The organism is Streptosporangium sp. H13245 (genome assembly GCF_055690525.1).
The window spans coordinates 12,440-38,793 of record NZ_JBSZKT010000054.1 but is presented as its reverse complement, the minus strand read 5'-3'; the positions used below and the strand labels follow the sequence as shown (position 1 = coordinate 38,793).

The 26,354-nt window shown below is 70.1% G+C and carries 28 protein-coding genes; 14 read left to right on the top strand and 14 right to left on the bottom strand.

What is annotated here, in order from left to right; translation table 11 throughout:
• Positions 1–293: 293 nt before the first annotated feature.
• Positions 294–731 (bottom strand): nuclear transport factor 2 family protein, encoded by a 438-nt coding sequence (locus tag ACW9TB_RS37595; protein ID WP_472752886.1) that lies wholly within the window; start codon positions 729–731, stop codon positions 294–296.
• A gap of 213 nt (positions 732–944) precedes the next feature.
• Between ACW9TB_RS37595 and ACW9TB_RS37590 the strand changes: the two genes are divergently transcribed.
• Positions 945–1,556, top strand: a complete 612-nt coding sequence (locus ACW9TB_RS37590; RefSeq protein ID WP_472752885.1) for a TetR/AcrR family transcriptional regulator — start codon at positions 945–947, stop codon at positions 1,554–1,556.
• A 46-nt stretch (positions 1,557–1,602) separates the two neighbouring features.
• Here the strand turns inward: ACW9TB_RS37590 and ACW9TB_RS37585 are convergent, their stop codons facing one another.
• Positions 1,603–2,109, bottom strand: a complete 507-nt coding sequence (locus tag ACW9TB_RS37585) for an Lrp/AsnC family transcriptional regulator (RefSeq protein ID WP_472752884.1) — start codon at positions 2,107–2,109, stop codon at positions 1,603–1,605.
• 91 nt (positions 2,110–2,200) lie between these two features.
• On the opposite strand from ACW9TB_RS37585, the gene ACW9TB_RS37580 reads away from it, so the two are divergent.
• Positions 2,201–3,088 (top strand): phenylalanine 4-monooxygenase, encoded by an 888-nt coding sequence (locus tag ACW9TB_RS37580; RefSeq protein ID WP_472752883.1) that lies wholly within the window; start codon positions 2,201–2,203, stop codon positions 3,086–3,088.
• Positions 3,089–3,249: 161 nt separating this feature from the next.
• The gene (locus ACW9TB_RS37575; RefSeq protein ID WP_472752882.1) at positions 3,250–4,236 is read left to right on the top strand and encodes a serine hydrolase; all 987 of its coding nucleotides are present in this window, start codon (positions 3,250–3,252) and stop codon (positions 4,234–4,236) included.
• Between the two features lie 63 nt (positions 4,237–4,299).
• Here the strand turns inward: ACW9TB_RS37575 and ACW9TB_RS37570 are convergent, their stop codons facing one another.
• From ACW9TB_RS37570 to hisN, 6 genes are all read right to left on the bottom strand, one after another.
• Positions 4,300–5,019, bottom strand: coding sequence for a response regulator transcription factor (locus tag ACW9TB_RS37570; protein ID WP_472752881.1), 720 nt, complete (start codon positions 5,017–5,019; stop codon positions 4,300–4,302).
• A 19-nt stretch (positions 5,020–5,038) separates the two neighbouring features.
• Entirely contained in the window at positions 5,039–5,866 is an 828-nt protein-coding gene (pstB, locus tag ACW9TB_RS37565) for a phosphate ABC transporter ATP-binding protein PstB (RefSeq protein ID WP_435294211.1), read from the bottom strand.
• A gap of 29 nt (positions 5,867–5,895) precedes the next feature.
• A complete protein-coding gene (gene pstA, locus ACW9TB_RS37560) occupies positions 5,896–6,786 on the bottom strand; it encodes a phosphate ABC transporter permease PstA (RefSeq protein WP_472752880.1) in 891 nt (296 codons plus the stop codon).
• Positions 6,786–7,727, bottom strand: coding sequence for a phosphate ABC transporter permease subunit PstC (gene pstC, locus ACW9TB_RS37555; protein WP_472752879.1), 942 nt, complete (start codon positions 7,725–7,727; stop codon positions 6,786–6,788). The genes pstA and pstC overlap by 1 nt, the downstream gene beginning before the upstream one ends.
• Complete coding sequence (locus ACW9TB_RS37550; protein WP_472752878.1) at positions 7,727–8,740, bottom strand: PstS family phosphate ABC transporter substrate-binding protein; 1,014 nt, start codon at positions 8,738–8,740, stop codon at positions 7,727–7,729. The genes pstC and ACW9TB_RS37550 overlap by 1 nt, the downstream gene beginning before the upstream one ends.
• 497 nt (positions 8,741–9,237) lie before the next feature.
• Positions 9,238–10,041 (bottom strand): histidinol-phosphatase, encoded by an 804-nt coding sequence (gene hisN / locus ACW9TB_RS37545; RefSeq protein WP_472752877.1) that lies wholly within the window; start codon positions 10,039–10,041, stop codon positions 9,238–9,240.
• Positions 10,042–10,180: 139 nt separating this feature from the next.
• Between hisN and ACW9TB_RS37540 the strand changes: the two genes are divergently transcribed.
• Entirely contained in the window at positions 10,181–10,624 is a 444-nt protein-coding gene (locus ACW9TB_RS37540) for a DUF4442 domain-containing protein (protein ID WP_472752876.1), read from the top strand.
• A 78-nt stretch (positions 10,625–10,702) separates the two neighbouring features.
• On the opposite strand, the gene rsgA is transcribed toward ACW9TB_RS37540, so the two are convergent.
• Both rsgA and aroA read right to left on the bottom strand, forming a co-directional pair.
• Positions 10,703–11,761, bottom strand: a complete 1,059-nt coding sequence (rsgA, locus tag ACW9TB_RS37535) for a ribosome small subunit-dependent GTPase A (protein ID WP_472752888.1) — start codon at positions 11,759–11,761, stop codon at positions 10,703–10,705.
• Between the two features lie 67 nt (positions 11,762–11,828).
• A complete protein-coding gene (aroA, locus tag ACW9TB_RS37530; protein ID WP_472752875.1) occupies positions 11,829–13,106 on the bottom strand; it encodes a 3-phosphoshikimate 1-carboxyvinyltransferase in 1,278 nt (425 codons plus the stop codon).
• A 111-nt stretch (positions 13,107–13,217) separates the two neighbouring features.
• On the opposite strand from aroA, the gene ACW9TB_RS37525 reads away from it, so the two are divergent.
• The gene (locus ACW9TB_RS37525) at positions 13,218–13,955 is read left to right on the top strand and encodes an SOS response-associated peptidase (protein ID WP_472752874.1); all 738 of its coding nucleotides are present in this window, start codon (positions 13,218–13,220) and stop codon (positions 13,953–13,955) included.
• A 259-nt stretch (positions 13,956–14,214) separates the two neighbouring features.
• Entirely contained in the window at positions 14,215–14,553 is a 339-nt protein-coding gene (locus ACW9TB_RS37520) for a TraR/DksA family transcriptional regulator (protein ID WP_472752873.1), read from the top strand.
• Between the two features lie 36 nt (positions 14,554–14,589).
• Here ACW9TB_RS37520 and ACW9TB_RS37515 read toward each other — a convergent pair whose 3' ends face one another.
• Positions 14,590–15,330, bottom strand: a complete 741-nt coding sequence (locus ACW9TB_RS37515) for a class I SAM-dependent methyltransferase (RefSeq protein WP_472752872.1) — start codon at positions 15,328–15,330, stop codon at positions 14,590–14,592.
• A 288-nt stretch (positions 15,331–15,618) separates the two neighbouring features.
• Here ACW9TB_RS37515 and ACW9TB_RS37510 point away from each other — a divergent pair, with 288 nt between their 5' ends.
• The 6 genes from ACW9TB_RS37510 to ACW9TB_RS37485 all read left to right on the top strand — a co-directional run bounded on the left by ACW9TB_RS37510 (position 15,619) and on the right by ACW9TB_RS37485 (position 20,719).
• Positions 15,619–16,224, top strand: a complete 606-nt coding sequence (locus ACW9TB_RS37510) for a sigma-70 family RNA polymerase sigma factor (protein WP_350976859.1) — start codon at positions 15,619–15,621, stop codon at positions 16,222–16,224.
• Between the two features lie 49 nt (positions 16,225–16,273).
• Positions 16,274–16,540, top strand: coding sequence for a mycothiol system anti-sigma-R factor (gene rsrA, locus ACW9TB_RS37505; RefSeq protein ID WP_472752871.1), 267 nt, complete (start codon positions 16,274–16,276; stop codon positions 16,538–16,540).
• A gap of 51 nt (positions 16,541–16,591) precedes the next feature.
• Positions 16,592–17,536 (top strand): NAD-dependent epimerase/dehydratase family protein, encoded by a 945-nt coding sequence (locus ACW9TB_RS37500; protein WP_472752870.1) that lies wholly within the window; start codon positions 16,592–16,594, stop codon positions 17,534–17,536.
• Positions 17,537–17,745: 209 nt separating this feature from the next.
• Positions 17,746–19,101 carry an HD-GYP domain-containing protein gene (locus ACW9TB_RS37495; RefSeq protein ID WP_472752869.1) on the top strand — a complete coding sequence of 452 codons (1,356 nt, stop codon included), beginning with the start codon at positions 17,746–17,748 and terminating at the stop codon, positions 19,099–19,101.
• Positions 19,098–20,378 (top strand): HD-GYP domain-containing protein, encoded by a 1,281-nt coding sequence (locus ACW9TB_RS37490; RefSeq protein ID WP_472752868.1) that lies wholly within the window; start codon positions 19,098–19,100, stop codon positions 20,376–20,378. Before ACW9TB_RS37495 ends, ACW9TB_RS37490 begins: the two co-directional genes overlap by 4 nt.
• A 128-nt stretch (positions 20,379–20,506) precedes the next feature.
• Complete coding sequence (locus ACW9TB_RS37485; RefSeq protein ID WP_472752867.1) at positions 20,507–20,719, top strand: biotin/lipoyl-binding carrier protein; 213 nt, start codon at positions 20,507–20,509, stop codon at positions 20,717–20,719.
• On the opposite strand, the gene ACW9TB_RS37480 is transcribed toward ACW9TB_RS37485, so the two are convergent.
• Entirely contained in the window at positions 20,709–21,104 is a 396-nt protein-coding gene (locus ACW9TB_RS37480; protein ID WP_472752866.1) for a thioesterase family protein, read from the bottom strand. The two genes, ACW9TB_RS37485 and ACW9TB_RS37480, sit on opposite strands and share 11 nt — an antisense overlap.
• On the opposite strand from ACW9TB_RS37480, the gene bsaP reads away from it, so the two are divergent.
• Together bsaP and ACW9TB_RS37470 are read left to right on the top strand one after the other, a co-directional pair.
• Positions 21,103–21,312 (top strand): biotin synthase auxiliary protein BsaP, encoded by a 210-nt coding sequence (gene bsaP, locus ACW9TB_RS37475; RefSeq protein ID WP_472752865.1) that lies wholly within the window; start codon positions 21,103–21,105, stop codon positions 21,310–21,312. The two genes, ACW9TB_RS37480 and bsaP, sit on opposite strands and share 2 nt — an antisense overlap.
• Positions 21,313–21,637: 325 nt before the next feature.
• Positions 21,638–23,395, top strand: coding sequence for a serine/threonine-protein kinase (locus ACW9TB_RS37470; RefSeq protein ID WP_472752864.1), 1,758 nt, complete (start codon positions 21,638–21,640; stop codon positions 23,393–23,395).
• A 72-nt stretch (positions 23,396–23,467) separates the two neighbouring features.
• Here the strand turns inward: ACW9TB_RS37470 and ACW9TB_RS37465 are convergent, their stop codons facing one another.
• The gene (locus tag ACW9TB_RS37465) at positions 23,468–25,120 is read right to left on the bottom strand and encodes an acetolactate synthase (RefSeq protein ID WP_472752863.1); all 1,653 of its coding nucleotides are present in this window, start codon (positions 25,118–25,120) and stop codon (positions 23,468–23,470) included.
• Between the two features lie 225 nt (positions 25,121–25,345).
• Positions 25,346–26,341, bottom strand: coding sequence for a biotin synthase BioB (gene bioB / locus ACW9TB_RS37460; RefSeq protein WP_472752862.1), 996 nt, complete (start codon positions 26,339–26,341; stop codon positions 25,346–25,348).
• Between the last annotated feature and the right edge of the window lie 13 nt (positions 26,342–26,354).

Sequence of the window (26,354 nt, the reverse complement as noted above, 5' to 3'; positions counted from 1 at the left end):
TGCACCGGGGACGGTGTGGGAGAGTAGGTCACCGCCGGACAATCTTTCACGAAGGGCCCCACCAGTTTTGGTGGGGCCCTTCGTGCTTTCACCAGTACTACTCCCACGCGTCCTGGGCCTTCCGGGCCCCCGGAGGACCGGCGGGGTTTTATGTGAACGAGGGCTTCCGCCGCGGGCGGGGGCCCTTTTTGTGTTTCGGAGGCTTTCCGCTCCGAATCCTCTGGATCTTCTGGGCCTTTTCGCTCCGACGACCTTTCCGTCCCGGGCTTCCGGGCAGCTCTTCTGAGGCGTCGTCAGGTCCGGCCCGGCTGTCCCATGATTTCGATCATGGCCAGGGTGTTCTGGTATTCCCGCCAGTTGACGATCTTCCCGTCCCGCACCCGGAGAACCCCGATGAAAGGGGAGGAGGCCCGGTGGCCGGTGGCGAGGACCCTTCCGGCGAGCTCGTACTCGACGACGATGACCTCGGGGTCGGTGGTCTCGTGAACAACCACGTCGCGGACCTCGTCCAGGGCGAACTGCCGGGCGAAGGCGGCCTGTTCGGGACCGGAGAAGAGCAGGAACGCCTCCTTGCCCTCGTGCCGCTTGGTCCTGCCCGGTGGTGCGAAGGGGATTTCGATGATGACGTCTTCGGCCAGCTCGCTTCCGAAGCCGCCGAGGTTCTCAAGCCAGTGTCGCCGTACGCGCTCGAAGATCTCGCGGGGGCCGGGGGCGAGGGTGGATTCGGCCATGGTGGATCCCCTTTGTGACGGACGCTAAGGTGAGTGGAAACTCATCTTTATAATCATGAATGGAGACTCACTTTGTCAATGCCGTACCCGCATCCGGGAATCCCGTGTGTGAAGGCGCGGCACACCACGGGATACTTCGCACAGCTTCGCGGGCGCGGGCAGGGACGACAGTGGCAGCGACAACAGTGGCAACAGGGACAGGGAAGGTCGGCGATGACCCCCACGAATGCTTCATCGGGTGGGACGGGCGATCCCGGCGGCGTCAGACCGTTGCGTGCGGACGCCCAGCGCAACCGGGAGCGCATCCTCGCCGCGGCGGAGGCCGTCTTCGCCGAGAAGGGCTCTTCGGCGTCGACCGAGGAGGTCGCCGCCCGTGCGGGGGTGGCCATCGGCACGGTCTTCAAGCACTTCCCGACCAAGCAGGCCCTGTTGCAGGCCATCATGAAGGGCCTGCTGGGCAGGTTGGACGGGGAGATGGCCGAGCTCGCCGCCGATGACGCTCCCGGGGAGGCGTTGTTCACCTTCGTCACCCGCATGGTCGAGCAGGCGGCGCGGAAGAGGACCGTCGTCGGTCTTCTGGCCGAGACGGGGGTCGATCTCCAGGTCGCGGGCTCGGTGCGGATGCTGCGTGACGGGATCGGGACGCTCCTCGCCCGCTCTCAGGAGGCCGGTACGGTCCGGGGCGACGTCCGTCTCGACGAGGTGATCGCCCTGCTTACCGGCATCTGCCAGGGGGCCCTTCACGCCGGCTGGGACGACGACCTGCGTCGTCGTACGCTGGCCATCGTCTTCGCCGGTCTCCGGACGTCTGGGAGCCGCCGGTGACCCGTCTCGTCGGCCAGCCCGGCGCCTCGCCGAGGGGAACGGGGGGTCAGGCGCGGGAGGCGGCGCGGAGCAGGGGCTCGATCCGGTAGGGGATCTGGATGGAGAGGGCGATCGTGGTGTCCGTCCGCTGGACCGCGGGGGAGGCCAGGATGCGGGCGATGATCTCCTGCAGGTCGGGGGTGCTGCGGGCGACCACGCGGCAGAGCAGGTCGGCCTGGCCGCTGGTGCCGTACACCTCCAGGATCTCGGGAAGGGACTCCAGGGCCCGTACGGCCTCGTCCAGGCGGCCCTGGGCGATCTGCAGCGAGACGAACGCGAGGATCGGGTATCCGGCGCCCTCGGGGGTGACGGTGGGACCGAAGTCGGCGATGACGCCGCGGGCGATCAGCTTCTCGACGCGGGCCTGCACGGTGCCGCGGGCCACGCCGAGCAGGCGGGACAGCTCGGTCAGGCCGACACGCGGGTTGGCGCGCATGGTGACCAGAAGGCGGCCGTCCAGCTCGTCGATCGACATCTCCCCGGGTCCCGTCAGATTGGGCGATTCGACCAGCATAGACGAGGTATGACCATACGTTTCTGTGCGGATCGTCCAGTACAACTGGCTGCTCTTGCCAACGTTTCCGGATATTGCTGTCATTTCATCTATGTTCGAGGAAGCACAGTACTTCGCACCGGTGGCGACCCGTGACGACGGCTCGATCGAGGTCGAGCTCGGCGCCGGTCATCCCGGTTTCGCCGACCCGGTCTACCGTGCGCGCCGCAACGCGATCGCCGCGCTCGCCGTGGGGTACGTGCCCGGCACGCCGATCCCGACGGCCGAGTACACCGGCGAGGAGCACGAGGTGTGGGCCCTGGTCAGCCGGGAGCTGGGCCTGAAACACCGTGGGTACGCGACCGCCGAGTACCTGCGCGCGACCGAGAGGCTCGGGCTGCCCGCCGAGCGCATCCCGCAGCTCCAGGAGGTCAGCGAACTGCTGGAGCCGCTGACCGGGTTCCGCTACGTCCCGGCCGCCGGGCTGGTGCCGCTCAGGGACTTCTACGGTGTCCTGGCGGACGGGCTCTTCCACTCCACGCAGTACATCCGGCACCACTCCACGCCGCTGTACACGCCGGAGCCCGACGTGATCCACGAGGTGATCGGGCACGCCAACGCGCTGGCCTCCGACCGCTACTCGCGGCTCTACCGCCTGGCGGGGGCGGCGGCCCGGCGGGTCGAGGGCAAGGAGGCGCTGGAGTTCATCTCGAAGGTCTTCTGGTTCACGATGGAGTTCGGCGTGATGACGGACCAGGGTGAGCTGCGGGCGTACGGGGCGGGCATCCTGTCCTCGTACGGGGAGATCGAGGAGTTCCGGGGGATGGACATCCGTCCGCTGGACATCGCCGGTATGGGCACCACGCACTACGACATCACGAAATATCAGGATGTGCTCTTCCGGGCGGAGTCGCTGGAGCACCTTGAGGACGTCGTCGGGGACTTCTGGGCGACCTGCGACGACGAGGTCATCGCCCGGCTAATCGCGGACGTTCGCTAAGAGCGGGCATCGGTTCGGCGGGATGTTCTATAGCGCACGCCCTCTTTGAGACTAGATTTCGCTTGATCGTCTTATTGTTACGTGTAGTGGGATATATCCCGATCGTCACGTAATGGGGGAGACGGTTGGGGTGGATGATGGGAGCAAGGAACCGGGCGGTCGTGGCCGCTCTCCTGCTGGTCGCCGCGCAGGCCACCGCCTGCGGCACGTGTGGGGGCCTGACACCGGTGAGCATGCCGACGCCGTCCCCCGCGCAGCGGGTGACACCGGTCGTTCCGGGGTCCGGCACCCCGCCTGCCGCGCCGTTCCTGGCCGAGGTCCCGGCGCCCGTCTTCCCCGGCGCCGGGGCACCCCGCTCCTCCGGGAGCGTACGGGCCGCCCGCTCGCCGAGGATCCTTCCCAAGGAGCTCAGCCGCAGCCTCGACGTGTTTCTCGCCGGGTACGGCGGCAGGACGTCCGCCTCGGTGAGCGACCTGGGCACCGGGCGGCGCTACCACTACCATCACGCCCTGCAGCTGCCGTCGGCCAACACCTCCAAGGTGAGCATCCTGACGGCCCTGCTGCTCGGGACGCGCTGGCACAGGCTCGGTGAGCAGGCCAGGTCCGACGCGAGGAACATGATCCGCTTCAGTGACAACGAGGCGGCCGACCGGCTGTACGAGCGGATCGGGCTGAGGCCCGGCCTGGCCAGTGCGAACCGCAGGTTCGGTCTCAAGCGCACCTACACCCCCGGCGGGCGGTGCGCGGACCAGTACTGCTGGGGCGTCGCGCAGACCACCGCGGAGGACCAGATCCGGCTGGTCAGGGCGCTGGCCACCGGTAAGAGCCCGCTGGCACCCCCGGAACGCCGCAAGGTGCTCGGGCTGATGGAGAGGGTGACCCCCGAGCAGAAGTGGGGGATCAGCGCGGGAGCGTGCGGGAGCGACCAGGTGTCGCTGAAGAACGGCTGGCTACGGCACGCGGCGAACGGGCGCTGGGCGGTCGCCAGCGCCGGGCTGATCCGCGGGCACGGGCACGACTACGCGGTCGCCGTACTCACCGAGGACAGCCCGAGCATGGAGACGGGCATCGCCAGGATCGAGGGCGTGACCGAGCGTCTCATGGCCGCCTTCAGGGGCGCGCGCGGCTGCGAGGCGGCCGGGAACTGAGCGGCGGCCCGCGAGCCGGGGGTCCGGTGGGCTCGCGGAACCGTGACCCGCGGGGGGTGCGTCCTACGCCGTTCTGTCGACCAGCCGGTATCCCACACCTCGTACGGTCTGGATCAGCTGGTCGTCGGTATCGCCCAGGCGGGCACGGAGGCGCTTGACGTGCACCGCGATGGTGTTGGTCGAGGTCGTGTCGGTGGAGTTCCAGACGTGCCGCATGATCTGCTCCCGCGTCACCGTGCGGTGCGCGTTGCGCATCAGGTAGTGCAGCAGCTCGAACTCACGCAGCGGCAGGTGGATCACCCTGCCGTCGACCCTGACCTGATAGGCGTTGACGTCGAGCTCCACCCTGCCGACCACGAGCGCCCTGCGGGCCCCGGCCTCGCCGGTGAACGCGGCGTGGATCAGGGGCAGCAACTCGGGCACCCGGTAGGGCCGGGCCACGCACGCGGTGGCTCCGGCCGTCAGCGCCTGGACGGCCTGCTGGGCGTGACCCTCACCCACGCCCAGCAGGACGGGGATCGCCCGCGTCAGCCGTACCGCGCGGACGAACTCCACCGCCCCGATGACCGGCAGCGAGGCGCTGACAAGCACGACATCGGGGCGGAGCGCCCCGGCCTGCAACAGGGCCTGGGCGCCGTCGGTGACGCCCATGACCTGTACTCCCTCGCGTTCCAGGGCCGCGGCCAGGTCATGGACCATGGCCACCTCCGGATCGGCGACCAGCAGCATGGGCGCCGTCCGTGTGTCCCCGTCCACCTCTGGTGCCGTCTGCGGCTGGATCACCCGGATCCTCCAATATGGGTTAGCCGAAGCGGCCGGTGATGTAATCCTCGGTCCGCTTGTCGCTGGGGTTGGTGAAGATGCGGCTGGTCTCGTCGAACTCCACCAGGCGGCCGTGCCGCACACCGGCCTCGTCGACCTCGGCCGTGAAGAAGGCCGTACGGTCCGAGACGCGGGCGGCCTGCTGCATGTTGTGGGTGACGATGACGATCGTGTAGTCGCGCGTCAGCTCCTGCATCAGGTCTTCGATCTTGGTGGTCGCGATCGGGTCCAGGGCCGAGCAGGGCTCGTCCATCAGGATGACGTCGGGCTTCACCGCGATCGCCCGCGCGATGCACAGACGCTGCTGCTGTCCGCCGGACAGGGAGAGCGCGTTCTGCTTGATCTTGTCCTTGACCTCGTCCCAGAGCGCCGCCTTGGTCAGCGCCTCCTCGACGATCTCGTCCATGTTGCCCTTGATCCCGTTGACCCGGGGACCGTAGGCGATGTTGTCGTAGATCGACTTGGGGAAGGGGTTCGGCTTCTGGAAGACCATGCCGATCCGGCGGCGGACCTCGATCGGGTCCACGTGGTCGCCGTAGAGGTTCTCGTCGTGGTACAGGATCTCGCCGGCCGCGCGGGCACCGGGGATCAGGTCGTTCATCCGGTTGAAGCAGCGGAGCACGGTGCTCTTGCCACAGCCGGACGGGCCGATCATGGCCGTGATCTCGCGGTTGCCGATGGTCAGGTTGACCCCGCGCACCGCCTCGTAGTCGCCGTAGAAGACGCTGAGGTTGGAGACGGTGAAGACCGGGTCGAGGGCTTCGATGGTGCGGGGGACTTCGGGGCCGCGCACGTTCACGTTCGGCACGGAAATTCCAATCTCGGACATTTCTTACCTCACCAGCGCTTCTGGTAGCGGTTACGGAGCCAGATGGCGACGGAGTTCATCAGGAGCAGGATCGCCAGCAGGATCACGATCGCAGCCGCTGCGAGGACGGCGAACTCCTCCTGGGGGCGGCTGATGAAGCTGTAGATCTGCAGTGGCAGGACGGTGAAGCTGCTCCAGACGCCCTCGGGGTTGAACCGGACCAGCGTCGCGGCACCGAGCATCAGGAACGGGGCGGCCTCGCCGATCGCGCGGGAGAGGGCGAGGATCGAGCCCGTCGCGATGCCCGGGATCGACGCCGGGAGCACCTGGCGGTAGATGGTCTGCCACTGGGTCGCGCCCAGCGCCAGCGAGCCCTCGCGGATCGACGGCGGCACCGCGCGGATGGCCTCGCGGGCGGAGATGATCACGATGGGCAGCACGAGCAGCGAGATGGTGACCGCGCCGGTCATGACGGTGAAGCCGAACTGCAGCCAGCGGGCGATGATGCCCAGGCCGAGGATGCCGTAGACGATCGAGGGAACGGCCGCCAGGTTGGAGATGTTCAGCTCGATCAGCTTGTTGTACCACTTGGTCCTGTCGGCGTACTCCTCAAGGTAGATCGCCGCGAGGATGCCGGTGGGCAGGGCCATGATCGCGGTCAGCCCGATGATCCACAGGGTGCCGAAGATGCCCGACTGGATGCCGGACGTCTCCGGGCGGCGGATCGACGGCTGGTTCTCCCACAGCATCGAGTTGAGCCGCGGCCAGCCCTCCTCGACGACGTAGACCAGCAGCATGGCCAGGAACAGGAGGGCGATCGCGAGGCTGGCCAGCAGCGCGATGCGGAAGAGGTGTTCCTTCAGGGGGCGCCCCTTGCTGGCCAGTTGCACGGCCGAGCGGGGGGTGGAGAGGATGGCCATCAGTCGTAGACCTCGCGATACTTCTGGACCATGCGGGCGCTGAGGTAGTTCATCGCGAAGGTGATCACGAAGAGCAGGGACCCCACCGCGAAGATGGTCTTGTAGGCGATCGAGCCGACCGAGGCGTCGCCGGAGCCGGCCTGGGCGATGAAGGCCGCCATCGTGGCCATCTCGTTGCCCGGGTAGAGCGTGAAGACGGACTTGAAGCCGCCCGCGATCGCGACGATCATCGTCTCGCCCGCGGCCCGGGAGACCGCCAGGATGATGGCGGCGACGATGCCGGAGAACGCGGCGGGGACGACGACGCGCACCGAGGTGAGCATCTTGGAGGCACCGAGGGCGTACGAGCCCTCGCGCAGGCCGTTGGGCACCGCGGCCATCGAGTCCTCCGACAGCGACGCGACGATCGGGATGATCATCACGCCGACCAGGAGACCGGCGGCGAGCGCGTTCTTGCCGTCCAGGTCCAGGAAGGGGAAGACGTCCCTCAGCACCGGGGTGACGAAGGTGAGGGCGAAGAAGCCGAAGACCACCGTGGGAACGCCCGCGAGGACCTCAAGCACCGGCTTGAAGATCTTGCGGGTCCGGTGGGAGGCGTACTCCGACAGGTAGATCGCGGCGGCCAGGCCGAGCGGCACGGCGACCACGACGGCGATCAGGGTGATCTCCACGGTGGCGACGATGAGCGGCCACACGCCGAACGCCGGCGGGTTGAACAGCGGACCCCAGTTGGTGGAGCCGAAGAACTCCCCGACGCTCACCGTGCCGAAGAACTCGACGGTCGGTTCGAGCAGCGCGATGACGATGCCGATCGTGGTCGCCACCGACACCAGCGCCGCGGCCAGGAGAATGGCCTTGATGACGAACTCGCCGTAACGCGGGCGCGACCGCGCCAGGGACCCCTGGGTCCCTGGAACGGTCGTGCGGTGCTGAGCCGACATCAGCCAGCGCTCTTCAGCGTGGTGATGTCAGCCTTGAGCTTGGCCTCCTGCTCGGGGTTGAGCGGGATGAACTTCGCGTCCTTGGCGATCGCGTTGATGTTGGCCGAGTAGTAGTCGAGGAAGGCCGCGACCTCGGGCCGCTTCACCGCGGTGGTGGAGGGGTAGATGAACAGCGGGCGGGCGAGCGGGGTGTACTTGCCACCCTGGGCAGCCTCGACGCTCGGGGCCACGCAGCCGCTGCCCGAGTCGATCTCCAGAGCCTTCAGCTTGTCGGCGTTCTCCTCGAAGTAGGTGAAGCCGAAGTAGCCCAGGCCGCCCTTGGCGCCCTCGACACCGGTGACGATGTCGTTGTCGTTCTCGCTCGGGCTGTAGTCCTTGCGGCTGGCGCCTTCCTCACCGTTGATCTCACCGGTGAAGTAGTCGAAGGTGCCGGAGTCGGTGCCGGGGCCGTAGAGCTTGAGCTCCTCGGCCGGGAACTTGGCGTCGACGTCCTTCCAGGTCTTGACCTTGCCCTCGGCCGCCGGCTCCCACATCTTCTTGAGCTGGTCGGTGGTGAGGCAGGTGGCCCAGTCGTTCTCCTTGGGAACCACGACGGTCAGCGCGTCGACGGCCACCGTGAGCTCGGTGAACTTGATGCCCTTCGCGTCGCAGGCGGCCTTCTCCTCGTCCTTGATCGCGCGGGAGGCGTTGGAGATGTCCGTCTCGCCGGCGCAGAACTTCTCGAAGCCGCCGCCGGTGCCCGAGGTGCCGACCGGCACCTTCACCTGCGGCTGCTCCTCGCCGAAGAGCTCGGAGGCCGCCTGGGTGAGGGGGGCCACGGTGCTGGAACCGTCGATCTTGATCTCGCCGCTCAGGGCCGCGCCGGCACCCGCCTCGGTCGAGGAGGAGGGGGCGGTGGCGGCGGTGGTGCTGCCGTCACTGTTGGGCTTGGCGTCGCCACCACAAGCGGCCGCGAGCGATACGACGAGCGCGGCCGTCGCCACCGCGCTGAGGCGGCGCTGTCCACTGGTCACGGTATGTTCCTTCTCCGTAGTGAGATCCGTTCTCGATGTCTTCGATGAAAGTGGGGCAAAGTGAACGGAAGTGAAACGAGCCATGACCGGGGCCGGAAGAGGTAGGCCCGTGGATGTGAATACCGGGACGTCGACGGAAGTTTGATCTCGGTTTCCGGTCCTGTAGGCCCGGTGGGCGTGGCCTTGGAGGTTCCCTGGTCCGGGCGTGGCCCGGCGGGGGAGCCTCACCGCCGGAACGTTCCCGTTTCCGGCCGCCGTCCTCGCGGACTTGCCGATCTGTTCATCTTCCCGACATCCTGCGGAAGGTAACGCGGCCGGAATCTACGGCGCGGCGCGAAGCGAAACCGCGCGGGATCGCCTCCAGCCGCGCGGTGCCGGGATGGGCTGGATTGGCCGGATGGGCTGGATGGGCGTACGGGAACAGTCCGGGTTTGCCAGCGCTGTGGGGTTTCTGTGCGAACGGGGGCGGACGGCTCGTACGGGAAGGGTGGCGAGCGTCAGGCCGGGAGGGTGAGCGGCCCGCCGCCGAGGCGTTTGAGGACCTCGCCGTGCAGGGGGCCGTTGCTGCACAGCAGGCTGCCGCCGTCGACGTCGGGAACGCCCGACAGGTCGGTCCAGATGCCGCCCGCCTCCTCGACGATCACGGTCAGCGCCGCGATGTCCCAGGGGGAGAGCTCGGGCTCCGCCGACACGTCGACCGCGCCCTCGGCGACCAGCATGTGCGACCAGAAGTCACCGTAGGCACGACTGCGCCAGACGGAACGGTTCAGGTCGAGGAACGCGTCGAGCTTCCCGGCCTCCTCCCAGCCGCCGATGCTGGAGTAGGAGAACGAGGCGTCCCCCAGGTCGGTGACGGAGGAGACCCGGCACCGCGTGGCCTTGGTGAGGCTCCTGCCACTCCAGGCGCCGCTGTCACGGGCGGCCCACCAGCGGCGGCCGAGCGCGGGGGCGGAGACCAGGCCGACGACGACGCGGCCCTGGTCCATCAGGGCGATGAGCGTGGCCCAGACGGGCACTCCGCGCACGTAGTTCTTGGTGCCGTCGATCGGGTCGATGATCCACGAGCGCTCGCCGTGGCCGCTCGCGCCGAACTCCTCGCCGATGACGGCGTCGCGCGGCCGGGCCCGGCCGAGAGCGGCGCGGATCGCCTCCTCCGCGGCCTGGTCGGCGTCGCTCACCGGTGTGAGGTCGGGTTTGGTCTCCACCCGCAGGTCCATGGACTTGAACCGGCGCATGGTCAGATCGTCGGCGGCGTCGGCCATGACGTGCGCGAGGCGAAGATCGTCGTTGTAACCCGTCACGGGGGGCAACGCTATCGCGTCGGCGGCCGAATGGCGGAGATCAGGGAGCAAGCGGAACAATCGTGTCGCGTCCCACCAGGCCGGGATACCGCGTGAAACATCCGTTGGCATCAGTGTTACTCACGAGTAGCATTCCGGTATGACCTTTGACGTGGGTGACTTCATGCTGCAGAGCGTCCCGTTCGCCAGGACGCTGGGCATCTCGTTCGACAAGGTGGAACCGGGCTTCGCCGTCGCCCGCATGGCCGACCGGGCCGATTTGCACAACCACGTGGGGGGACCGCACGCCGGGGTCCTGTTCAGCATCGCCGAGACGGCCTCCGGCGCCGCCATGCTCTCCACCTTCGGCGACCAGCTGTCACGGGCCACCCCGCTGGCCAAGAGCGCGGCGATCCGCTACCTCAAGCTCGCGAAGGGCGAGGTCGTCGCGGAGGCCCGCCTCCAGGCGTCCCGCGAGGAGGTCGTAGCCACGCTGGACGCGGGGGAGCGCCCCGAGTTCGACGTCGCCGTCGAGATCAGGACCGCCGACGGCACCCTCGTGTCCGAGATGACCGTCGCCTGGGCCTTCCGGTTGAACGGCTGACGCTTTGGAACCGCCGACCCTGGTGCCGACCGCTCTCCGCCTCTCCACCTCGCCCCCGGTTCCCGGTCCGGCGCGTCCTTACGGCTGGTCGTCGTCGGAGGCGCCTTCGCGGCTGGCGAGCAGGCGGCGCAGGGAGGTCAGCCGGGTCGGGTCGGCGTGCCCGGCCGCCACCCAGGCGTCCAGGGCGCACTCGTCGGACAGGTGGGTGCAGCCCTTCGGGCACTGGACGGTGCCCTCGATCAGGTCGGGGAAGCCCGCCAGGACCGTCTCCACCGAGACGTGGGCCAGCCCGAAGCTGCGCACCCCCGGGGTGTCGATGATCCAGCCGCCCTCCGGCAGCTCCAGGGCGACGGCCGAGGTGGAGGTGTGACGGCCCCGCCCCGTCACCGCGTTCACGTGGGAGACGGCCCGGTTGGCGTCCGGTACCAGGGCGTTGACCAGCGTCGACTTGCCCACCCCCGAATGGCCGACGAGCACGCTGATCCGGCCCTTCAGGCGCTCGCGAACCTCTTCCAGGCCGCCGCCCTTCTGGACCACCACGTACGGGACCCCGAGGGGGTCGTACAGCGAGACGAGCTCGTCGGGCGAGGCGAGGTCGGACTTGGTGAGGCAGAGCATCGGGTCGATGTCGGCGTCGAAGGCCGCGACCAGCATCCGGTCGATCATGCGGGGCCGGGGCGGCGGATCGGCCAGGGCCGTCACGATGACGAGCTGGTCGGCGTTGGCGACCACGGGACGCTCGATGCCGTCGGTGTTGTCGGTGTCGTCCGCGGAGCGGCGGAGCATGGAGGTGCGGGGCTCCACCCGTACGACGCGGGCCAGCGTGTCGGCCAGGCCGGAGACGTCGCCCACCAGGGCCACCCGGTCGCCGACCACGATGCCCTTGCGGCCCAGCTCGCGCGCCTTCATCGCGACCACGACCCTGCCGCTCATCGCGGCGCCCTCCGCGTGGTCCTTCTTGCGGCGGCGGCCCTTCTCGCCCGCCGACTCGACCAGGCACGTGTAGCGCCCGCGGTCGACGGCGACCACGAACGCCGGGATCGCGTCCTCGTGGGCAGGGCGGATCCGGGTCCGGGGCCGGGACCCCTTTCCCGGCCTGATCCTGACGTCGTCCTCGTCGTACTCGCGCTTTCTCAGTTTCTCCGCCTTGTCCGGCCCGGTGTGCCTCCGAGGAGGGCCGCGGTGCCTGCCGACCGGTCGCCCCTCACCGCGCGCCGCGCAGCATGTCCGCCCACATGGAGGCGAACTCGGGGAGGGTCTTACCCGTGGTGGCGATGTCTTCCACCTCGACGCCGGGCACGGCCAGCCCGATCACCGCTCCGGCGGTGGCCATCCGGTGGTCGGCGTAGGAGTGGAACACCCCGCCGGTGAGCGGGCGGGGCCTGATCTCCAGGCCGTCCTCGGTCTCGTTCGCGTCGCCGCCGAGGCCGTTGATCTCGGCGACCAGGGCGGCGAGCCGGTCGGTCTCGTGCCCGCGGATGTGGGCGACACCGCCGATCCTGCTGGGCGAGCTCGCGAGGGCGGCCAGCGCGGCGATCGTCGGGGTCAGCTCGGCGACGTCGCGCAGGTCCGCCTCGATGCCGGTGATCCGCCCGGTGCCGGTGACCGCGAGCCCCTCGGGCGTGTGCTCCACCGAGGCGCCCATACCGGCCAGCAGCGTACGGAGCTGGTCGCCCGGCTGGGTCGTCCGCGCGGGCCAGTCGGGGACGGTGACCGTGCCGCCGGTGACCATGGCGGCGCACAGGAAGGGCGCCGCGTTGGACAGGTCGGGCTCCACGATGAAGTCCCGCGCCCCGATGGGGCCGGGCTCGACCCGCCAGACGTCGGGCTCGGAGTCGTCCACCGCGACACCGAACTCGCGGAGCATCTGGACGGTCATCCGGATGTGCGGCTGCGAGGGGATCGGCGGGCCCTCGTGGCGTACCGTCACGCCCTTCTCGAAGCGCGCCCCCGCCAGCAGCAGGCCGGAGAGGAACTGCGAGGAGCCGGACGCGTCGAGCCTGACCTCGCCGCCGGTCAGCGGCCCCCGCACCGTGAACGGGAGCGCGTCGCCCGTCACTTCGGCGCCGAGGGCGCGCAGCGCGCGCAGGATCGGGCCCATCGGGCGCTTGCGGGCGTGCGGGTCGCCGTCGAAGAGGACCTCGCCCTCGGCCAGCGCCGCCATCGGCGGCACGAAGCGCATGACCGTGCCCGCCAGCCCCACGTCGACGCGGGCCCCGCCGGTGACGGGGCCGGGAGTGATCGCCCAGTCGACGCTGGAGGCGCTCTCGTTGGAGGGGACCATCGTCGCGCCCAGCGTCCGCAGCGCGTCCGCCATCAGGTCGGCGTCGCGGCTGCGCAGCGCCAGGCGTACCGTGCCGGGTCCGTCGGCCAGCGCGGCGAGCAGCAGCGCGCGGTTGGTCACGGACTTCGACCCGGGCAGGGGGACGGTCGCGCGGACGGGATCGGTCGCGGTCGGCGCGGGCCACAGCGGAGCGGACATGGGCAAAAGCCTACCGGTGCCCGCCCCGCGCCGCCCGTCCATGCCCGGCGCGCCAAGATCGGAGAACGGGGTGGGCGCCCCCGGCGTGTCGTGGCGTGGCAAAGTGGAGGTATGTGCGGGAGATACGCGTCTGCGCGGGGCAAGCAGGAGTTGCTGGAGGAGTTCCAGGTCGAGCTCGACGGAGCGTCCGACGAGGAGCTCGGGCCCGACTACAACGTCGCGCCCACCAAACCGGTGTACGCGGTGATGAGCCGGGTGCCGAAGTCCGAGCCGGACGGCCCGCCGGTCCGGCAGCTCCGCGTGGTCCGCTGGGGACTGGTCCCCGCATGGGCGAAGGACCCGTCCATCGGCTCCAAGATGATCAACGCGCGGGTGGAGACGGTGGCGGAGAAGCCCGCCTACCGCAAGGCGTTCGCGGCGCGCAGGTGCCTGGTCCCCGCCGACGGTTACTACGAGTGGGCCGTGCTGGACGAGAAGGACGCCAAGGGGAAGCCGAAGAAGCAGCCCTACTTCGTCCACCCCGCTGACGGCGGCGTGATGGCCATGGCGGGCCTGTACGAGTTCTGGCGGGACCGGGGCCGGGACGAGGACGACCCGCTCTCGTGGCTGGTGACCTGCACCATCATCACGACCGACGCCGTGGACGAGGCGGGCAGGGTCCACGACCGGATGCCGATGATCATCGAGCGCGACCGCTGGGGCGAGTGGCTCGACCCCGGGACGCCCGACGCGAAGGGGTTTTTGATCCCGGCGGGCTCCACCGGGCTGGAGATCCACCCGGTCTCCACCGCCGTCAACTCGGTACGGAACAACAGCCCGGAGCTCGTCGAGCCGCTGAAGGAAACCTGAGCGAGGGCGGACGCTTTTCGAAAAAGCAGGACTTTTCGGGAAAAGCGGGACGCTCCTCCGAGCGCGCCGGGCGCTCTTTCGAAAACGCCGGGTGATCCGGTGTAAAACTTCCGCCAAGTGGGCATCCGGTGGGAAAGCGGTGCCTCGTGACGAGGTGACGAGGTCGCGAGGTCGCCGTCACAGAGCCACCCCCTTGCGCCTGACGGGAGAGTCGGGGGTCCCCTCGCAGGCCGCCCCCGCTTCCCGGAGGTGCGGATTCGTGGATGTCGCGACCGCGCGCGAGCGCCTGAAGAGCATGCTCGCCGAACTCGACCGGTCCATCGGAGTGCTCCGCGGGGATTCCCCCGCCGTACGGGAACGGGACCGCTCCCCGGCGGACGGCGGCTCCGACCTGACCGACTCCGACCGCAACCGGGCCCTGCTGGACGTGGCCACCCGGCACCGCCGCTCGGTGCTGGAGGCGCTCAAGCGGATGGACGAGGGAAACTACGGCCTCTGCGCGGACTGCGGCGCGCCGGTCCCTGAGGGCAGGCTGGAGGCGCGGCCCGAGGCCGCCCGCTGCCTGCGGTGCCAGTCCAGGCGCGAGCGCCGGCGCTGACCCCCGCCCCCGGGACCCCCCAGTCCCGGCCCGGGGTCAGGAAGGGCGCCGGGCGCTGGCCACCAGGTGGATGCCCACCGTGTCGTCGTCGTCCGGATGGGTGTCCAGCTCGGTGTTGACCAGCCAGGCGAGCGCCCGGGAGTCGGAGGCGAGCACGTGGTCGACCGTCGAGGGGGACAGCACCGTACGGGGCCGTACCCACTCGACCTCCAGCCCGGCGTCGGTGAGCAGCTCGCGGAGCTGGGCGCTGCTGAAGCACCGGGTGATGCTGCCGTCGGGCCAGGGCACGAGCATGACCTCGCCGGTCTGGCGCAGGTGGGCCCAGTAGTTCTGCTCGGCGAGGATCGCCATCCCCAGCACCAGGGAGTCGACGCAGACCAGGGCCCGGCCGCCGGGGCGCAGGACCCGGGCGACGTCGCCGATCGCGGACTCGGCCATGAGCTCCACCGACATCGCGCGCTCCTCGGCGAGCACGGCGTCCACGCTGCAGTCGGGCAGGAAGCGCAGGTCGTCGGCGCGTACCTGGCTGACCTTGGAGATGTCGTGCGGCGGCTGACCGTCCACGGGCCTGCGGAAGTCGACCACCTCGACCACCCGGTGTCCCGCCTTCGCCGCCTGGACGGCCCAGCGGCCGTCACCACAGGACATGTCGAGGACGGTGGACGGGTTTTCCGGCAGCCATCGGCCCAGTTGCTCGGCCACGACCGCGTGGTAAAAGGTCCAGTACGGCCCGAGCGCACCTGAGCCGTTCAGCTCTTCGGCCGGGATGGGCAGCACAAGCAGCTCCTGGCGTCGGGAGGATCCGGTGGTCTTTCAACTACCTACCGGTACGTACCTTCTTTTTCCCCGTACCGGGTCGTTCGTCACCTTCTATCTTGCGGGAACAGATGGCGGTGCGGGCGTGTTGCAAGCGGACAACGCACGATCCTTTCGGAGGTTGGCAAGCAGATGCTCGCCTTGATCGAACCCGTCACCCGCCCCGGTGATCGGCCTGTTCCCGATGAGCGGGTATTCTCCGCTCAGTACGGTGTCCCGCGTCAGCAGGACTCCGGCGATCTTAAGGGGGTGGGTCCGGTCCCTGCGACAGACGAGGAGACTCTGGAGCAGCGGAGCACACGGTTCGAGCGGGATGTCATGCCCTATCTCGACCAGCTCTACTCCGCCGCGCTTCGGATGACCCGGAACCCCGCGGACGCCGAGGACCTTCTTCAGGAGACCTTCGCGAAGGCCTTCGCGTCCTTCCACCAGTTCCAGCAAGGCACGAACCTCAAGGCGTGGCTTTACCGGATCCTGACGAACACTTTCATCAACAGTTACCGCAAGAAGCAGCGGGAGCCCAAGCAGTCGGGCGCCGAGGAGATCGAGGACTGGCAGCTGGCCAGGGCCGAGTCGCACACCTCGGCCGGGCTCAAGTCGGCGGAGATCGAGGCGCTCGAACACCTCCCCGACACCGACGTGAAGCGGGCGCTGGCCGCGCTTCCGGAGGAATTCCGCATCGCGGTCTATCTCGCCGACGTCGAGGGCTTCCCGTACAAGGAGATCGCCGACATCATGGGGACCCCCATCGGGACCGTGATGTCGCGGCTGCACCGTGGCCGCCGCCAGCTGCGGACCCAACTTGAGGACTACGCCCGCGAGCGTGGCCTGGTTCCCGCGGAGGGTGCGAAGTGAGTGAGCGAGACAGGAACGACGAACCCGCGCCCCGAAGCCGGGTGATCGTATGAGCTGTGGCAACCACCACGACACCGACTGCCGCGAGGTCCTGGACAAGGTCTACACCTATCTGGACGGCGAGCTCGACGAGAGCAACTGCGCCGACATCCGCGAGCACCTGGACGAGTGTCACCCCTGCCTGGAGGAATACGGCCTGGAGCAGGTCGTCAAGCAGCTCGTCGCCAAGCACTGCGGCTGCGAGCAGGTCTCGGCCGACCTGAGGGCCAAGGTCCTCGGCCGTATCGACCAGGTGCGCTCCGAACTGGCTCGCTGACCTCCTAGGATCTCTCGTACGGCCTTGGCCATACGACGATGGGGGTTCACCATGCGCATACTCGTGACCGGCGGGGCGGGATTCATCGGATCCACCCTTGTCGACCGGCTGCTGGCCGACGGGCACGAGGTCGCGGCCGTGGACGACATGTCGGGCGGTGACCGCGGCAACCTGGACCGCGCCGCGAAGAACCCGCTGTTCGGCCTGCACGTGATGGACATCCGCGACCCCGCCCTGATCGGCCTGGCAGCCGAGTGGAGACCCGAGGTCATCTGCCACCTCGCCGCGCAGATCAGCGTGCGCAAGAGCGTCGCCGACCCGGTCCACGACGCCCGGCTCAACGTCGAGGGCACCGCGTCGGTCCTGCAGGCCGCCCATCGGGGCGGCACCCGCAAGATCGTCTTCGCCTCCTCGGTCGCGGTGTACGGCAGACCGGCGGTCATCCCGGTCCCCGGCGGCGCGGCGACCGACCCGCGCTCCCCGTACGCGGCCTCCAAGCTGAGCGCGGAGACCTACCTGGCCACGTTCAGGGCGCTGTACGACATCGACTACACCACCCTGGTGCTCTCCAACGTCTACGGCCCGCGCCAGTCGCCCGACGGCGAGGCGGGGGTGGTCGCCATCTTCACCGACGCGCTGCTCAACGGCACCCCCACGGTGGTGTACGGCGACGGTGCCCAGACCCGCGACTACATCTTCGTCGACGACGTGGTGGACGGCCTCGCCCGCGCCTGCGGCACCGAGGGCGGCGGCGGCCGGTTCAACCTCGGGACCGGCGTCCAGACCACCGACCGGAGGCTGCACTCCCTGGTCGCGGAGGCGGCGGGTGTCGCCGACGCGCCGGGCGCGGCCCCCGCCCGCCTGGGCGACCTCCCGGCGATGGCCGTCGACCCGGTCCCCGCGTTCGAGGGGCTCGGCTGGCGTCCCCAGACGGACCTGGCCGTGGGCCTGAAGAGCACCGTCGACTGGGCGAGGACCAGGCTCGCGAGCCCGTGAGGCCGGAGGGGCTCTGCCCGCCGATGGCGGCCGGTGATTGCTTGGTTACGCTTTGCTTGCGATTGGCCGTCTCGCTCTCCTGATCAGGTTCGCTTCGATAACCTGGGGGGCGAAATCGACGTGGAGGCAGCGCATGTTGAAGGAAACGGTCACCCCGGTCTTTCCTGGGATTTCCTGGACCTGAGCACGCGCCCTTTAGGAACCCTAGGGTGGCCGCTTTGCGTGGACTGCCGTGGTTTGCCAAGGTCTATCTGATCCTTGTCATCGGAGCCGCGTTCGCGCTGCTCGGATACAGCGTGGTGTCGGACGGCCGGCTGGATCTGCTCGACTGGTCCAACCTCATGGTGCTGGCCCTGCTGTTCCTGGTGTGCGAGTCGGTGCCCACCCTGCTGCACGTCCGGCAGGCCGCGGTGTCGGTCAGCTTCTCCGCCGTGCTCGCCGCGGTGGTGCTGCTCGGCGCCGAGGGGGCGGCGCTGGTCGGCATGACGGCCATGTTCAGCGTGCGGCCGGGCCTGCCGCTGGTGAAGCGGCTGTTCAACAGCGCCCAGTTCGCCATCTGCGGCTACGTCGCCGGCCGGGTCTACGTGTGGCTCGGCGGCAGGTCCGGGGTGCCGACCATCGCCGGGTTCGACGACATCATCGTGCCGTTCGCGGGCGCGGCGGCCGTCTTCGTGCCCCTCAACTTCGTCCTGATCGCGATCGTGCTGAAGCTCACCGGCCAGGCCGACCAGGTGCCGCTGCGGGGCGTGGTCCAGTTCATGGTCTCCTACTTCGGCTACGCCACCTTCGGCCTGCTGATCGCCGGGCTGTGGGCCACGGTCAACTCGATCTCCGCGGTGCTCGTGCTGCTCCCGCTCTTCGTGGCCCGCTGGGCCTTCGGCCAGTACCTCGCGCAACAGCGCTCCTACGACGCGACGATCGCCGCGCTCTGCCAGGCCGTGGAGACCAAGGACTACTACACGCGCGGCCACTGCACCCGTGTCTCCCTGGCCGCGGGCATGATCGCCGAGGAGATCGGCATGGGGTCCGAGCGGCTGCGCGCGATCCGCTACGCCGGGATGCTCCACGACGTGGGCAAGCTTGGCGTGCCGACCAAGGTGCTGCAGAAGGACGGCCCGCTCAGCGAGGAGGAGTTCGCGGCCATCCAGCTCCATCCGATGCGCGGGCTGGAGATCGTGCGCGGCATCGACTTCCTGGACGAGGCGTTCGCCGGGATCATGCACCACCACGAGCGGCAGGACGGCAAGGGCTACCCGATGGGGCTGGCGGGCGACGAGATCCCGGAGTTCGCCAGGATCATCGCGGTGGCCGACGCCTTCGACTCGATGACCTCCGACCGCTCCTATCGCAACGCCCGCTCGCGCGAGGTGGCGATGACCGAGCTGCGCAAGGGCGCCGGCACCCAGTTCGACCCGGTGATGGTGGTCGCGTTCGTCAAGGCCGTCGACCGTGACGGCTGGGAGCCGCCGCGTACGGTCGTCACGTCCCCGGTCGACGTGACGGAGACCACCGCGAAGGACCACGACGACCCGACCGTGCCCATCCAGGTGGTGTCCGAGCGATGAACGGCTCCGGCACCAACCGGGTTTTCCAGACGCTCGACTCGGGTCAGCTCCTGCTGATCTGCGCGGCGGGACTCCTGGCGGTGGCGGGGGTGGCCCACACGGCCGCGACCGGCCTGCTCGACCCCCGGATCGCCGTCGCCTTCGGCGCGCTGATCGCGATCGGGGAGCTGGCCAGGCTCACCATGCCCGGTAACAGGGAGGTGGCGCCGATCGGCGCGGCGGCCGCGCTCGGCTACACGCTCCTGCTGGACATGGGGGGTGTGCCCGCGCGGCACTCGGCGCTGCAGGTCGTCGCGGTGCTGTCGGCCGGCATGGTGGCGGGGGCGCTGCCGCACCTCGCGGTGGGCCGCCCGCCCCAGCTGGACGGGATGGCGCGCAGGCTCTTCACCGGCGCCCTGCTCGCGCTGGCCTACCGGCCGCTGGCCGGGCCGCTGTTCGAGGTGGCCAGCGGGGGGGAGAGCGGCTGGTGGCCCGCGCTCGGTGTGATGGCCCTGCTCATCCTGCTCATGGTGATGGCCGACGTGCTGCTGGCCGCCGTGCTCCGGGCCGAGCAGGTGCGCGCCGCCTTCAGGGTGGCCGTACGCGACGAGCTGCGGATGGCCGCGCCGCTGGGGGCCGCCGTCGCCGCCTCGGGCATCCTGCTCGCGCTCGCCTCGCACAGCATGGGCATGACCGCGCTGCTGGTCTTCGCCGCGCCGCTGCTGGTCACCCAGGTCGCCTTCCGCAAGTACGCCGGGATCAGGGCCACCTACCTGCAGACCGTACGGGCGCTGTCGCGGGTCACCGAGGTCGGCGGGTACGTCGAGCCCGGCCACTCCCGCCGGGTGAGCCGCCTGTCGGTGGCGGTCGGGCGGGAGCTCGGCACGGCGGAGCCCGAGCTGCTTGAGCTTGAGTACGCCGCGCTCATGCACGACATCGGCCAGCTGTCGTTGCGCGATCCCATTCCCGGCGGCGCCACGGTCCTCACCGACCCCGAGCAGGCGCGGCGCATCGCCGAGCTGGGCGCGGAGGTGATCAGGCAGACCGGGGTGCTGGACCGGGTGGCCGAGATCGTCCGCCGCCAGTGCGACACCTGCGCGGAGACGCCCCCGATGGCCAGCCGCATCATCAAGGCGGCGAACGCCTACGACGACCTCGTCGGCGGTTCCAGCGACCGTGACCGGGCGGGTGCCGCCCTCGAACGCCTCCGGCTCGGGGTGGGCGGAGAGTACGACCCGACGGTCGTCGAGGCGATGGCCCGGGTGATCGACAGGCTAGCCCCGATCAACCGCCTTTAGACCTCGCCAGGCCGCCGGAGCGGTCCGGGTCCGTCGGCGGAAACCACGACACGGGACTGGTGTCCCACATGCGGGCGTGATCAGCTTTCTCTGGCACAGTTGAAGAACGTCAGCGATGGGAGTTTCCGGTGGCCGAGATCCGCGCCGAGATGGTGGCGAACGTCTGGAAGGTCCTGGTGGCCGAGGGGGACCGCGTCGAGGACGGCGACACCCTGGTCATCCTTGAGTCGATGAAGATGGAGATCCCGGTCCTGTCCGAGGACGACGGTGTGATCGCCACGTTGCAGGTCGCCGAGGGCGACGTCATCCAGGAGGGCGACCTGATCGCCGTCATCCGGTAGTGCCGCCGCGGGTGAGCCGCGCGAGGAAGCGCTCGCGGTCGACGATCACGCGCTCGATCGTTCCCGAGGCGACGACGGACTCCCGGTCGCGGGCGGTGAAGCCGAAGACCAGGCGGCGCCCGTCGACCTCGGTGAGCTCGACGGCGATCTCGACGTGCGTGCCGACCGGGCTGGCCGCCAGGTGCTCCAGGGAGACCCGGGTGCCCACGGAGGTCTCGCCCGGCGCCAGGGCGCCCGCGACCGCCTGGACGGTGGCCCGCTCGGCGAGGGCCAGCACGCGGGGGGTGGCCAGCACCGGGACGTCACCGCTGCCGACCTTCGCCGCGGTGTCCTCTTTTTCCACCATGATGAGAAGCCGGGCCTGCAGACCGGGAGCGAGCGTCATGCGCGTCAGCATAGGGTCTGGTCTCGTGACCTCGTACTGCGACCACTGCGGGCGCCCTGAGGGGGAGGCCGACCACGCCGGGTGCCTGTCGGCCCGCGCGATGGAGCCGCCCCGTTACTGTTCCCGCTGCCGCCGCCGGATGGTGGTGCAGGTGACCCCCGGCGGCTGGTCCGCGCGCTGCGCCGAGCACGGCACCACGAGCGGCTGACACCGCCCGATTTCCCCCTGGCTCACCTGTTCTTTGCAGAGCCTTGTAGGGTTTTACGGAGTTCGCCCCGGATATCGTGGGGTGACACCGTGGCACCCGGGCTGACTGTTTCCTGTGTGACTTCCGGGTGGCCTTGGACACAGGGGCCTGCAAGGTGTACAAGTACGCCCAAAAGTGCGGGGTTTTGTGCGATGCTACGGCACGCGTCTCGTTTGTGAGCCATACGGCATGCAGGGTTTCGTTACAGCGCCGTGACGGTGCCGCGACGCGAATCCGCTTTGTTGGAGAGCTCTGAGGTAGGAGTGGAGAGGGTTACGGGGGAGTCATGGTGGCCCAAGGCACGACGCTGGCGGGGCGGTATCGCCTAAGCACCCGCATTGGCGCCGGCGGTATGGGCGAGGTGTGGAAGGGCGAGGACATCGTCCTGGCCCGCACCGTCGCCGTGAAGGTGCTGCTTCCGGGCCGTACGGACGATCCGGGCTTCCTGGTTCGCTTCCAGGGTGAGGCCCGGGCGATGGCGACGATCAACCACCCCGGGGTCGTCGACGTGTACGACTACGGGGTTCACGAGGTGCCCGGCGCGGGGGCGACGGCATACCTGGTGATGAAGTTCGTCGACGGCGAGCCGCTCGACCGCCTGCTCGGGCGGCTGCGACGCATCGCCCCCGGGGCCGCGATGGACCTCATCGCCCAGGCGGCCTCGGCACTGCAGGCGGTCCACGACCAGGGCATCGTCCACCGGGACATCAAGCCGGGCAACCTGCTGGTGCGCTCGGACGGCACGCTCGTGCTCACCGACTTCGGCATCGCCAGGTCCGACACCGCCAGCCGGCTGACGGACGCGGGCATGGTGCTCGGCACCGCCGCCTACTGCGCGCCCGAGCAGGCCGAGGGCGCGCCCGTCACCCCGGCCGTCGACATCTACGCGCTGGGCGTGGTGGCGTACGAGTGCCTGGCCGGGCATCGCCCGTTCGACGGCGACACGCCCGTCACGATCGCGCTCAAGCACATCCGCGAGGCGCCGCCGCCGCTGCCGCCGGATGTTCCGCCCTCGGTCAGGGCACTTGTGGAGCGCTCCCTCGCCAAGGATCCGGCCCGGCGCTTCCCCAGCGCCGCGGCCATGAGCGCCGCCGCCAGGCAGGCCGCCTTCGGCGCGGAGGGCGGCGACACGCTGTCGGCGTCCGCGCAGCAGGCCGAGCCGCCGGAGACCGGCTGGCAGGCGCAGGCCCCCCAGGGAGGCCCGCACGGGCAGACCGGCTGGCAGCAGGGCCAGGGATCGGCCACCTCACAGACCGGCTGGCAGGGGGCTCAGGCCCAGACGGGCAACTGGCAGGGAGCTCAGGCCCCGACCGGTAACTGGCAGGGTGCCCAGGCTCCGACCGGTAACTGGCAGGGGGGCGCGCAGCACTCCACCGCGCCGACGGTGGGCGCCGGGGCGGTCGAGGCGGGCGCGCAGGGCCGAGGTCGCCGCGCCGCGCAGAAGCCACGGCGCAGGAGCGGGCTGGTCGCGGCGTCGGCGGTCGCGGCCGTGATGTGCGCGGGCCTCGTCGCGGTGGCGATCAACGGGATGGCGGCCTCCGAGAACACCGCCGGTTCCGATCCCATGCTGCATCCGGTGGCCACGCCCACCGTCAGCGAGACGAAGAAGACGACGAAGCCCGTGCGGGACCGCAGGTCGCCGTCGCCCAGTCCGAGAGTGACGCGCCCGCAACAGAACAACCAGCCCACCCCGGAGGTCACCGAGAAGGAGGAGTCGCCGACTCCCACCCCGACGGCGGTCACGAAGACGCCGAAACCGACTCCCACCCCCACAGCGACCCCGACGCCGAAGCCGAAGAAGAGCGTCCCGGGCACCGTCGGCATGAAGCCGGACGCGGCGGAGTCGACACTCAAGCAGGCGGGTTTCAAGGTGAAGCGCACCTACAGCGCCGACGTCCAACCCGGCGACTGCACCGAGGTGGTCGAGTCCCGCCCGGACGGGGGCACGCTGTGGGACCCGTCCAAGCCGGTGGAGATCATCGCCGCCACCGTCGACTGCCCGCCGACGCCCACCCCGACGCCGACGGCTACCGGCAAGCCCTAGCCTTCTCGCGGTGACGACCGGCTCGCGCCGACGGACCTTCCGGTCCTCGTGCGCGAGCCCGGTGGCGCTCTCCTAGATGCCCGTGGTGTGCCGGGGGTAGGCCACCGAGGGGTCGGTGGCGATGTTGACCATGTAGGGGACGCCGGAGTCGAACGCGCGGCGCAGGGCCGGGCCGATCTCCGACGGGTCGGTGACGAGCTCGCCGCCGCCGCCGAGCGCGGTGACCACCTGGTCGTAGCGGCACTGCGGCTGCAGCTCGGCGGCCACGTCGTAGCCGTAGAGCATCTGCATGGGGTGCTTCTCCAGGCCCCACATGCCGTTGTTGCCGCAGATCATCACGACGGGCAGGCGGTGCCGCACGAGAGTGTCGACGTCCATCAGCGAGAAGCCGGCCGCGCCGTCGCCGAGCAGCAGCACCACCTGCGAGGAGGGACGGGCGATCCTGGCGGCGATGGCGTAACCCAGCCCGGTGCCCAGGCAGCCGTACGGGCCCGGGTCGAGCCAGTTTCCCGGCTGCCGGGGCTCGACGTACTTGCCCGCGTACGAGACGAAGTCGCCGCCGTCGCCGATCACCACGGCGTCGTCGGCGAGGACCTTGGCCAGCTCGCCGTAGATCCGCATCGGGTGGATCGGGTCGGACGCCGACTCCAGCAGCCCGGCGTCGGCGGCGATCGCGGCCGAGGCGGCCTCGGACAGCTGCGCCACCCAGGGCGCGTAGGTCTTGGGGGAGACGCCCGCGTTGGCGCAGGCCGCGCCGAGGCTCCAGAAGAGCAGCGAGAGGTCTCCGGCGGCGACGGCCGCGGGATCCATGTGCGTGGTCAGCTGCGACGGCGCGTCGGCCAGGTGCACGACCTTGGCGAGCGGGGCGCCGTCCTTGCCGCCGAACCAGCCGTAGCCGAGGCGGAAGTCGATCGGGGCGCCCGCCACGATCACCAGGTCGGCCTGCGAGAACGCCATCCCCCTGGCCCGGGTGACCAGCAGCTCGTGACCGGCGGGCAGGATGCCGCGCCCCTGGCCGTTGGGGATGACCGGCAGGCGGTACTCCTCGACGAAGCTCCTGGCGACCTCCTCGGCTCGGTCCATCCACACGTCGGAGCCGAGCACCAGCACCGGGTGCTGGGCCTCGGCGATCAGCTGGGCGATCGCGGCCAGCGCCTCGGGGTCGGGCTCCAGCGGCGACGGGGTCAGCGTCTCGGGGGTCTCCTCGAGCGGGGGCGCCGCCGAGAAGAGGTGGTCCATGTGGAAGTCGAGGAAGACGGGGCCGCGGTGCGGGGCGAGGGCCGTGCGGAAGGCCATCTCCACGTCCTGCGCGATGGAGTCGGCGCCGGAGCCGGTGAAGGCCAGCTTGGTGATGGGGGCGAACAGCGGCGGGTGGTCGATCTCCTGCAGCGCGCCCGACCCCCAGCGCGACTGCGGGGCACGGCCTCCCATGACCACGACGGGGGACCCGTTGAAGTGCGCGGTGGCCACCCCGCTGACGCCGTTGGTGATGCCGGGGCCCGCGGTGAGCACGGCCAGCCCGGGTTTGCGCGTCAGCCGCGCGGTCGCCTCGGCGGCGAAGACGGCACTCTGCTCGTGGCGGACGTCCAGGATGGGCATGCCCTCGTGGACCGCGCCGTCGTAGAGCGGGAAGACGTGCCCGCCGGACAGGGTGAACATGGTCTCGATGCCGTATGCCTTGGAGACGGCGACCGCGATGTCACCTGCGTGCTTGGGAGACTCCATATCGCGCAACCTACCAGTCAGTCACTTAGCCGGACAGGGATTGTTCACCCTGCCCAGTTCCCTTCGCCTAATGCCGCTGACGCATATCGCATCTATCCGGAAATGGGCGGTGCAACGCCTGGTGGCGGGCCCTCGGAGGCCGTACGGGCGGAGCGCGGATCCGCCGGGGTGACATCCGGTTCGCGGGGCTCCCCGCGTCGCTCGCGAGGAGCCTTCGCGCGGGGCTCAGAGGGTGTCGGAGAGCGCCTTGATGGGCATCTTGAGGTCTGCCAGCAGGCCGAGGTCGGCCTCGGCCGTACGGCCCAGGGTGGTCAGGTAGTTGCCCACGATGATCGCGTTGATGCCGCCGAGCATGCCGTCACGGGTGCCCAGGTCGCCCAGGGTCAGCTCGCGGCCACCCGCGTAGCGCAGGATCGTGCGGGGCAGCGCGAGCCTGAAGGTGGCGATCGTCCGGAGCGCCTCCGGCCCCTCCAGCAGCGGGAAGGACTCGAAGGGGGTGCCGGGACGCGGGTTGAGGAAGTTCAGCGGGACCTCGTCGGGCGCCAGCTCGCCGAGCTGGCCGGCGAACTCGGCCCGCTGCTCCCGGGTCTCGCCCATGCCCACGATGCCGCCGCAGCACAGTTCCATCCCGGCCTCGCGCACCATCAGGCAGGTGTCCCAGCGCTCCTCCCAGGTGTGGGTGGTGACGACCTTCCCGAAGTGCGACCTCGCGGTCTCCAGGTTGTGGTTGTAGCGGTGCACGCCCATCTCGGCCAGCTCGTCGACCTGGGCCTGGGTGAGCATGCCGAGCGAGCAGGCCACGTTGATGTCGACCGCCTCGCGGATCGCCTTCACTCCTTGGCGGACCTGGTCCATCAGCCGCCGGTCGGGACCTCGTACGGCGGCCACGATGCAGAACTCGGTGGCTCCCGTCGCCGCGGTCTCCCTGGCGGCCTCGACCAGCGAGGGGATGTCCAGCCAGACGGCGCGGACCGGGGAGGAGAACTGCCCCGACTGCGAGCAGAAGTGGCAGTCCTCCGGGCAGCCGCCGGTCTTGAGGGAGACGATGCCCTCGACCTCCACCTCCGGGCCGCACCACTTCATCCGTACCTCGTGGGCGAGGGCCAGCAGCTCGGCCAGGCGGTCGTCGGGCAGCTCCAGGCAGCGCAGCGCCTGCGCGGCGTCGAGACCGCGGCCCTCCTCCAGCACCTGCGTCCGGGCTGTCTCGAGGATGTCGCTCATCCAATACCTCCAG

Coding starts and splice junctions, on each gene's coding strand:
- ACW9TB_RS37595 (WP_472752886.1), bottom strand. CDS start 731: ATGGCCGAATCCACCCTCGCCCCCGGCCCCCGCGAGATCTTCGAGCGC.
- ACW9TB_RS37590 (WP_472752885.1), top strand. CDS start 945: ATGACCCCCACGAATGCTTCATCGGGTGGGACGGGCGATCCCGGCGGC.
- ACW9TB_RS37585 (WP_472752884.1), bottom strand. CDS start 2,109: ATGCTGGTCGAATCGCCCAATCTGACGGGACCCGGGGAGATGTCGATC.
- ACW9TB_RS37580 (WP_472752883.1), top strand. CDS start 2,201: ATGTTCGAGGAAGCACAGTACTTCGCACCGGTGGCGACCCGTGACGAC.
- pstA (WP_472752880.1), bottom strand. CDS start 6,786: ATGGCCATCCTCTCCACCCCCCGCTCGGCCGTGCAACTGGCCAGCAAG.
- pstC (WP_472752879.1), bottom strand. CDS start 7,727: ATGTCGGCTCAGCACCGCACGACCGTTCCAGGGACCCAGGGGTCCCTG.
- ACW9TB_RS37540 (WP_472752876.1), top strand. CDS start 10,181: ATGACCTTTGACGTGGGTGACTTCATGCTGCAGAGCGTCCCGTTCGCC.
- aroA (WP_472752875.1), bottom strand. CDS start 13,106: ATGTCCGCTCCGCTGTGGCCCGCGCCGACCGCGACCGATCCCGTCCGC.
- ACW9TB_RS37525 (WP_472752874.1), top strand. CDS start 13,218: ATGTGCGGGAGATACGCGTCTGCGCGGGGCAAGCAGGAGTTGCTGGAG.
- rsrA (WP_472752871.1), top strand. CDS start 16,274: ATGAGCTGTGGCAACCACCACGACACCGACTGCCGCGAGGTCCTGGAC.
- ACW9TB_RS37500 (WP_472752870.1), top strand. CDS start 16,592: ATGCGCATACTCGTGACCGGCGGGGCGGGATTCATCGGATCCACCCTT.
- ACW9TB_RS37490 (WP_472752868.1), top strand. CDS start 19,098: ATGAACGGCTCCGGCACCAACCGGGTTTTCCAGACGCTCGACTCGGGT.
- bsaP (WP_472752865.1), top strand. CDS start 21,103: ATGCGCGTCAGCATAGGGTCTGGTCTCGTGACCTCGTACTGCGACCAC.
- ACW9TB_RS37480 (WP_472752866.1), bottom strand. CDS start 21,104: ATGACGCTCGCTCCCGGTCTGCAGGCCCGGCTTCTCATCATGGTGGAA.
- ACW9TB_RS37470 (WP_472752864.1), top strand. CDS start 21,638: ATGGTGGCCCAAGGCACGACGCTGGCGGGGCGGTATCGCCTAAGCACC.
- ACW9TB_RS37465 (WP_472752863.1), bottom strand. CDS start 25,120: ATGGAGTCTCCCAAGCACGCAGGTGACATCGCGGTCGCCGTCTCCAAG.
- bioB (WP_472752862.1), bottom strand. CDS start 26,341: ATGAGCGACATCCTCGAGACAGCCCGGACGCAGGTGCTGGAGGAGGGC.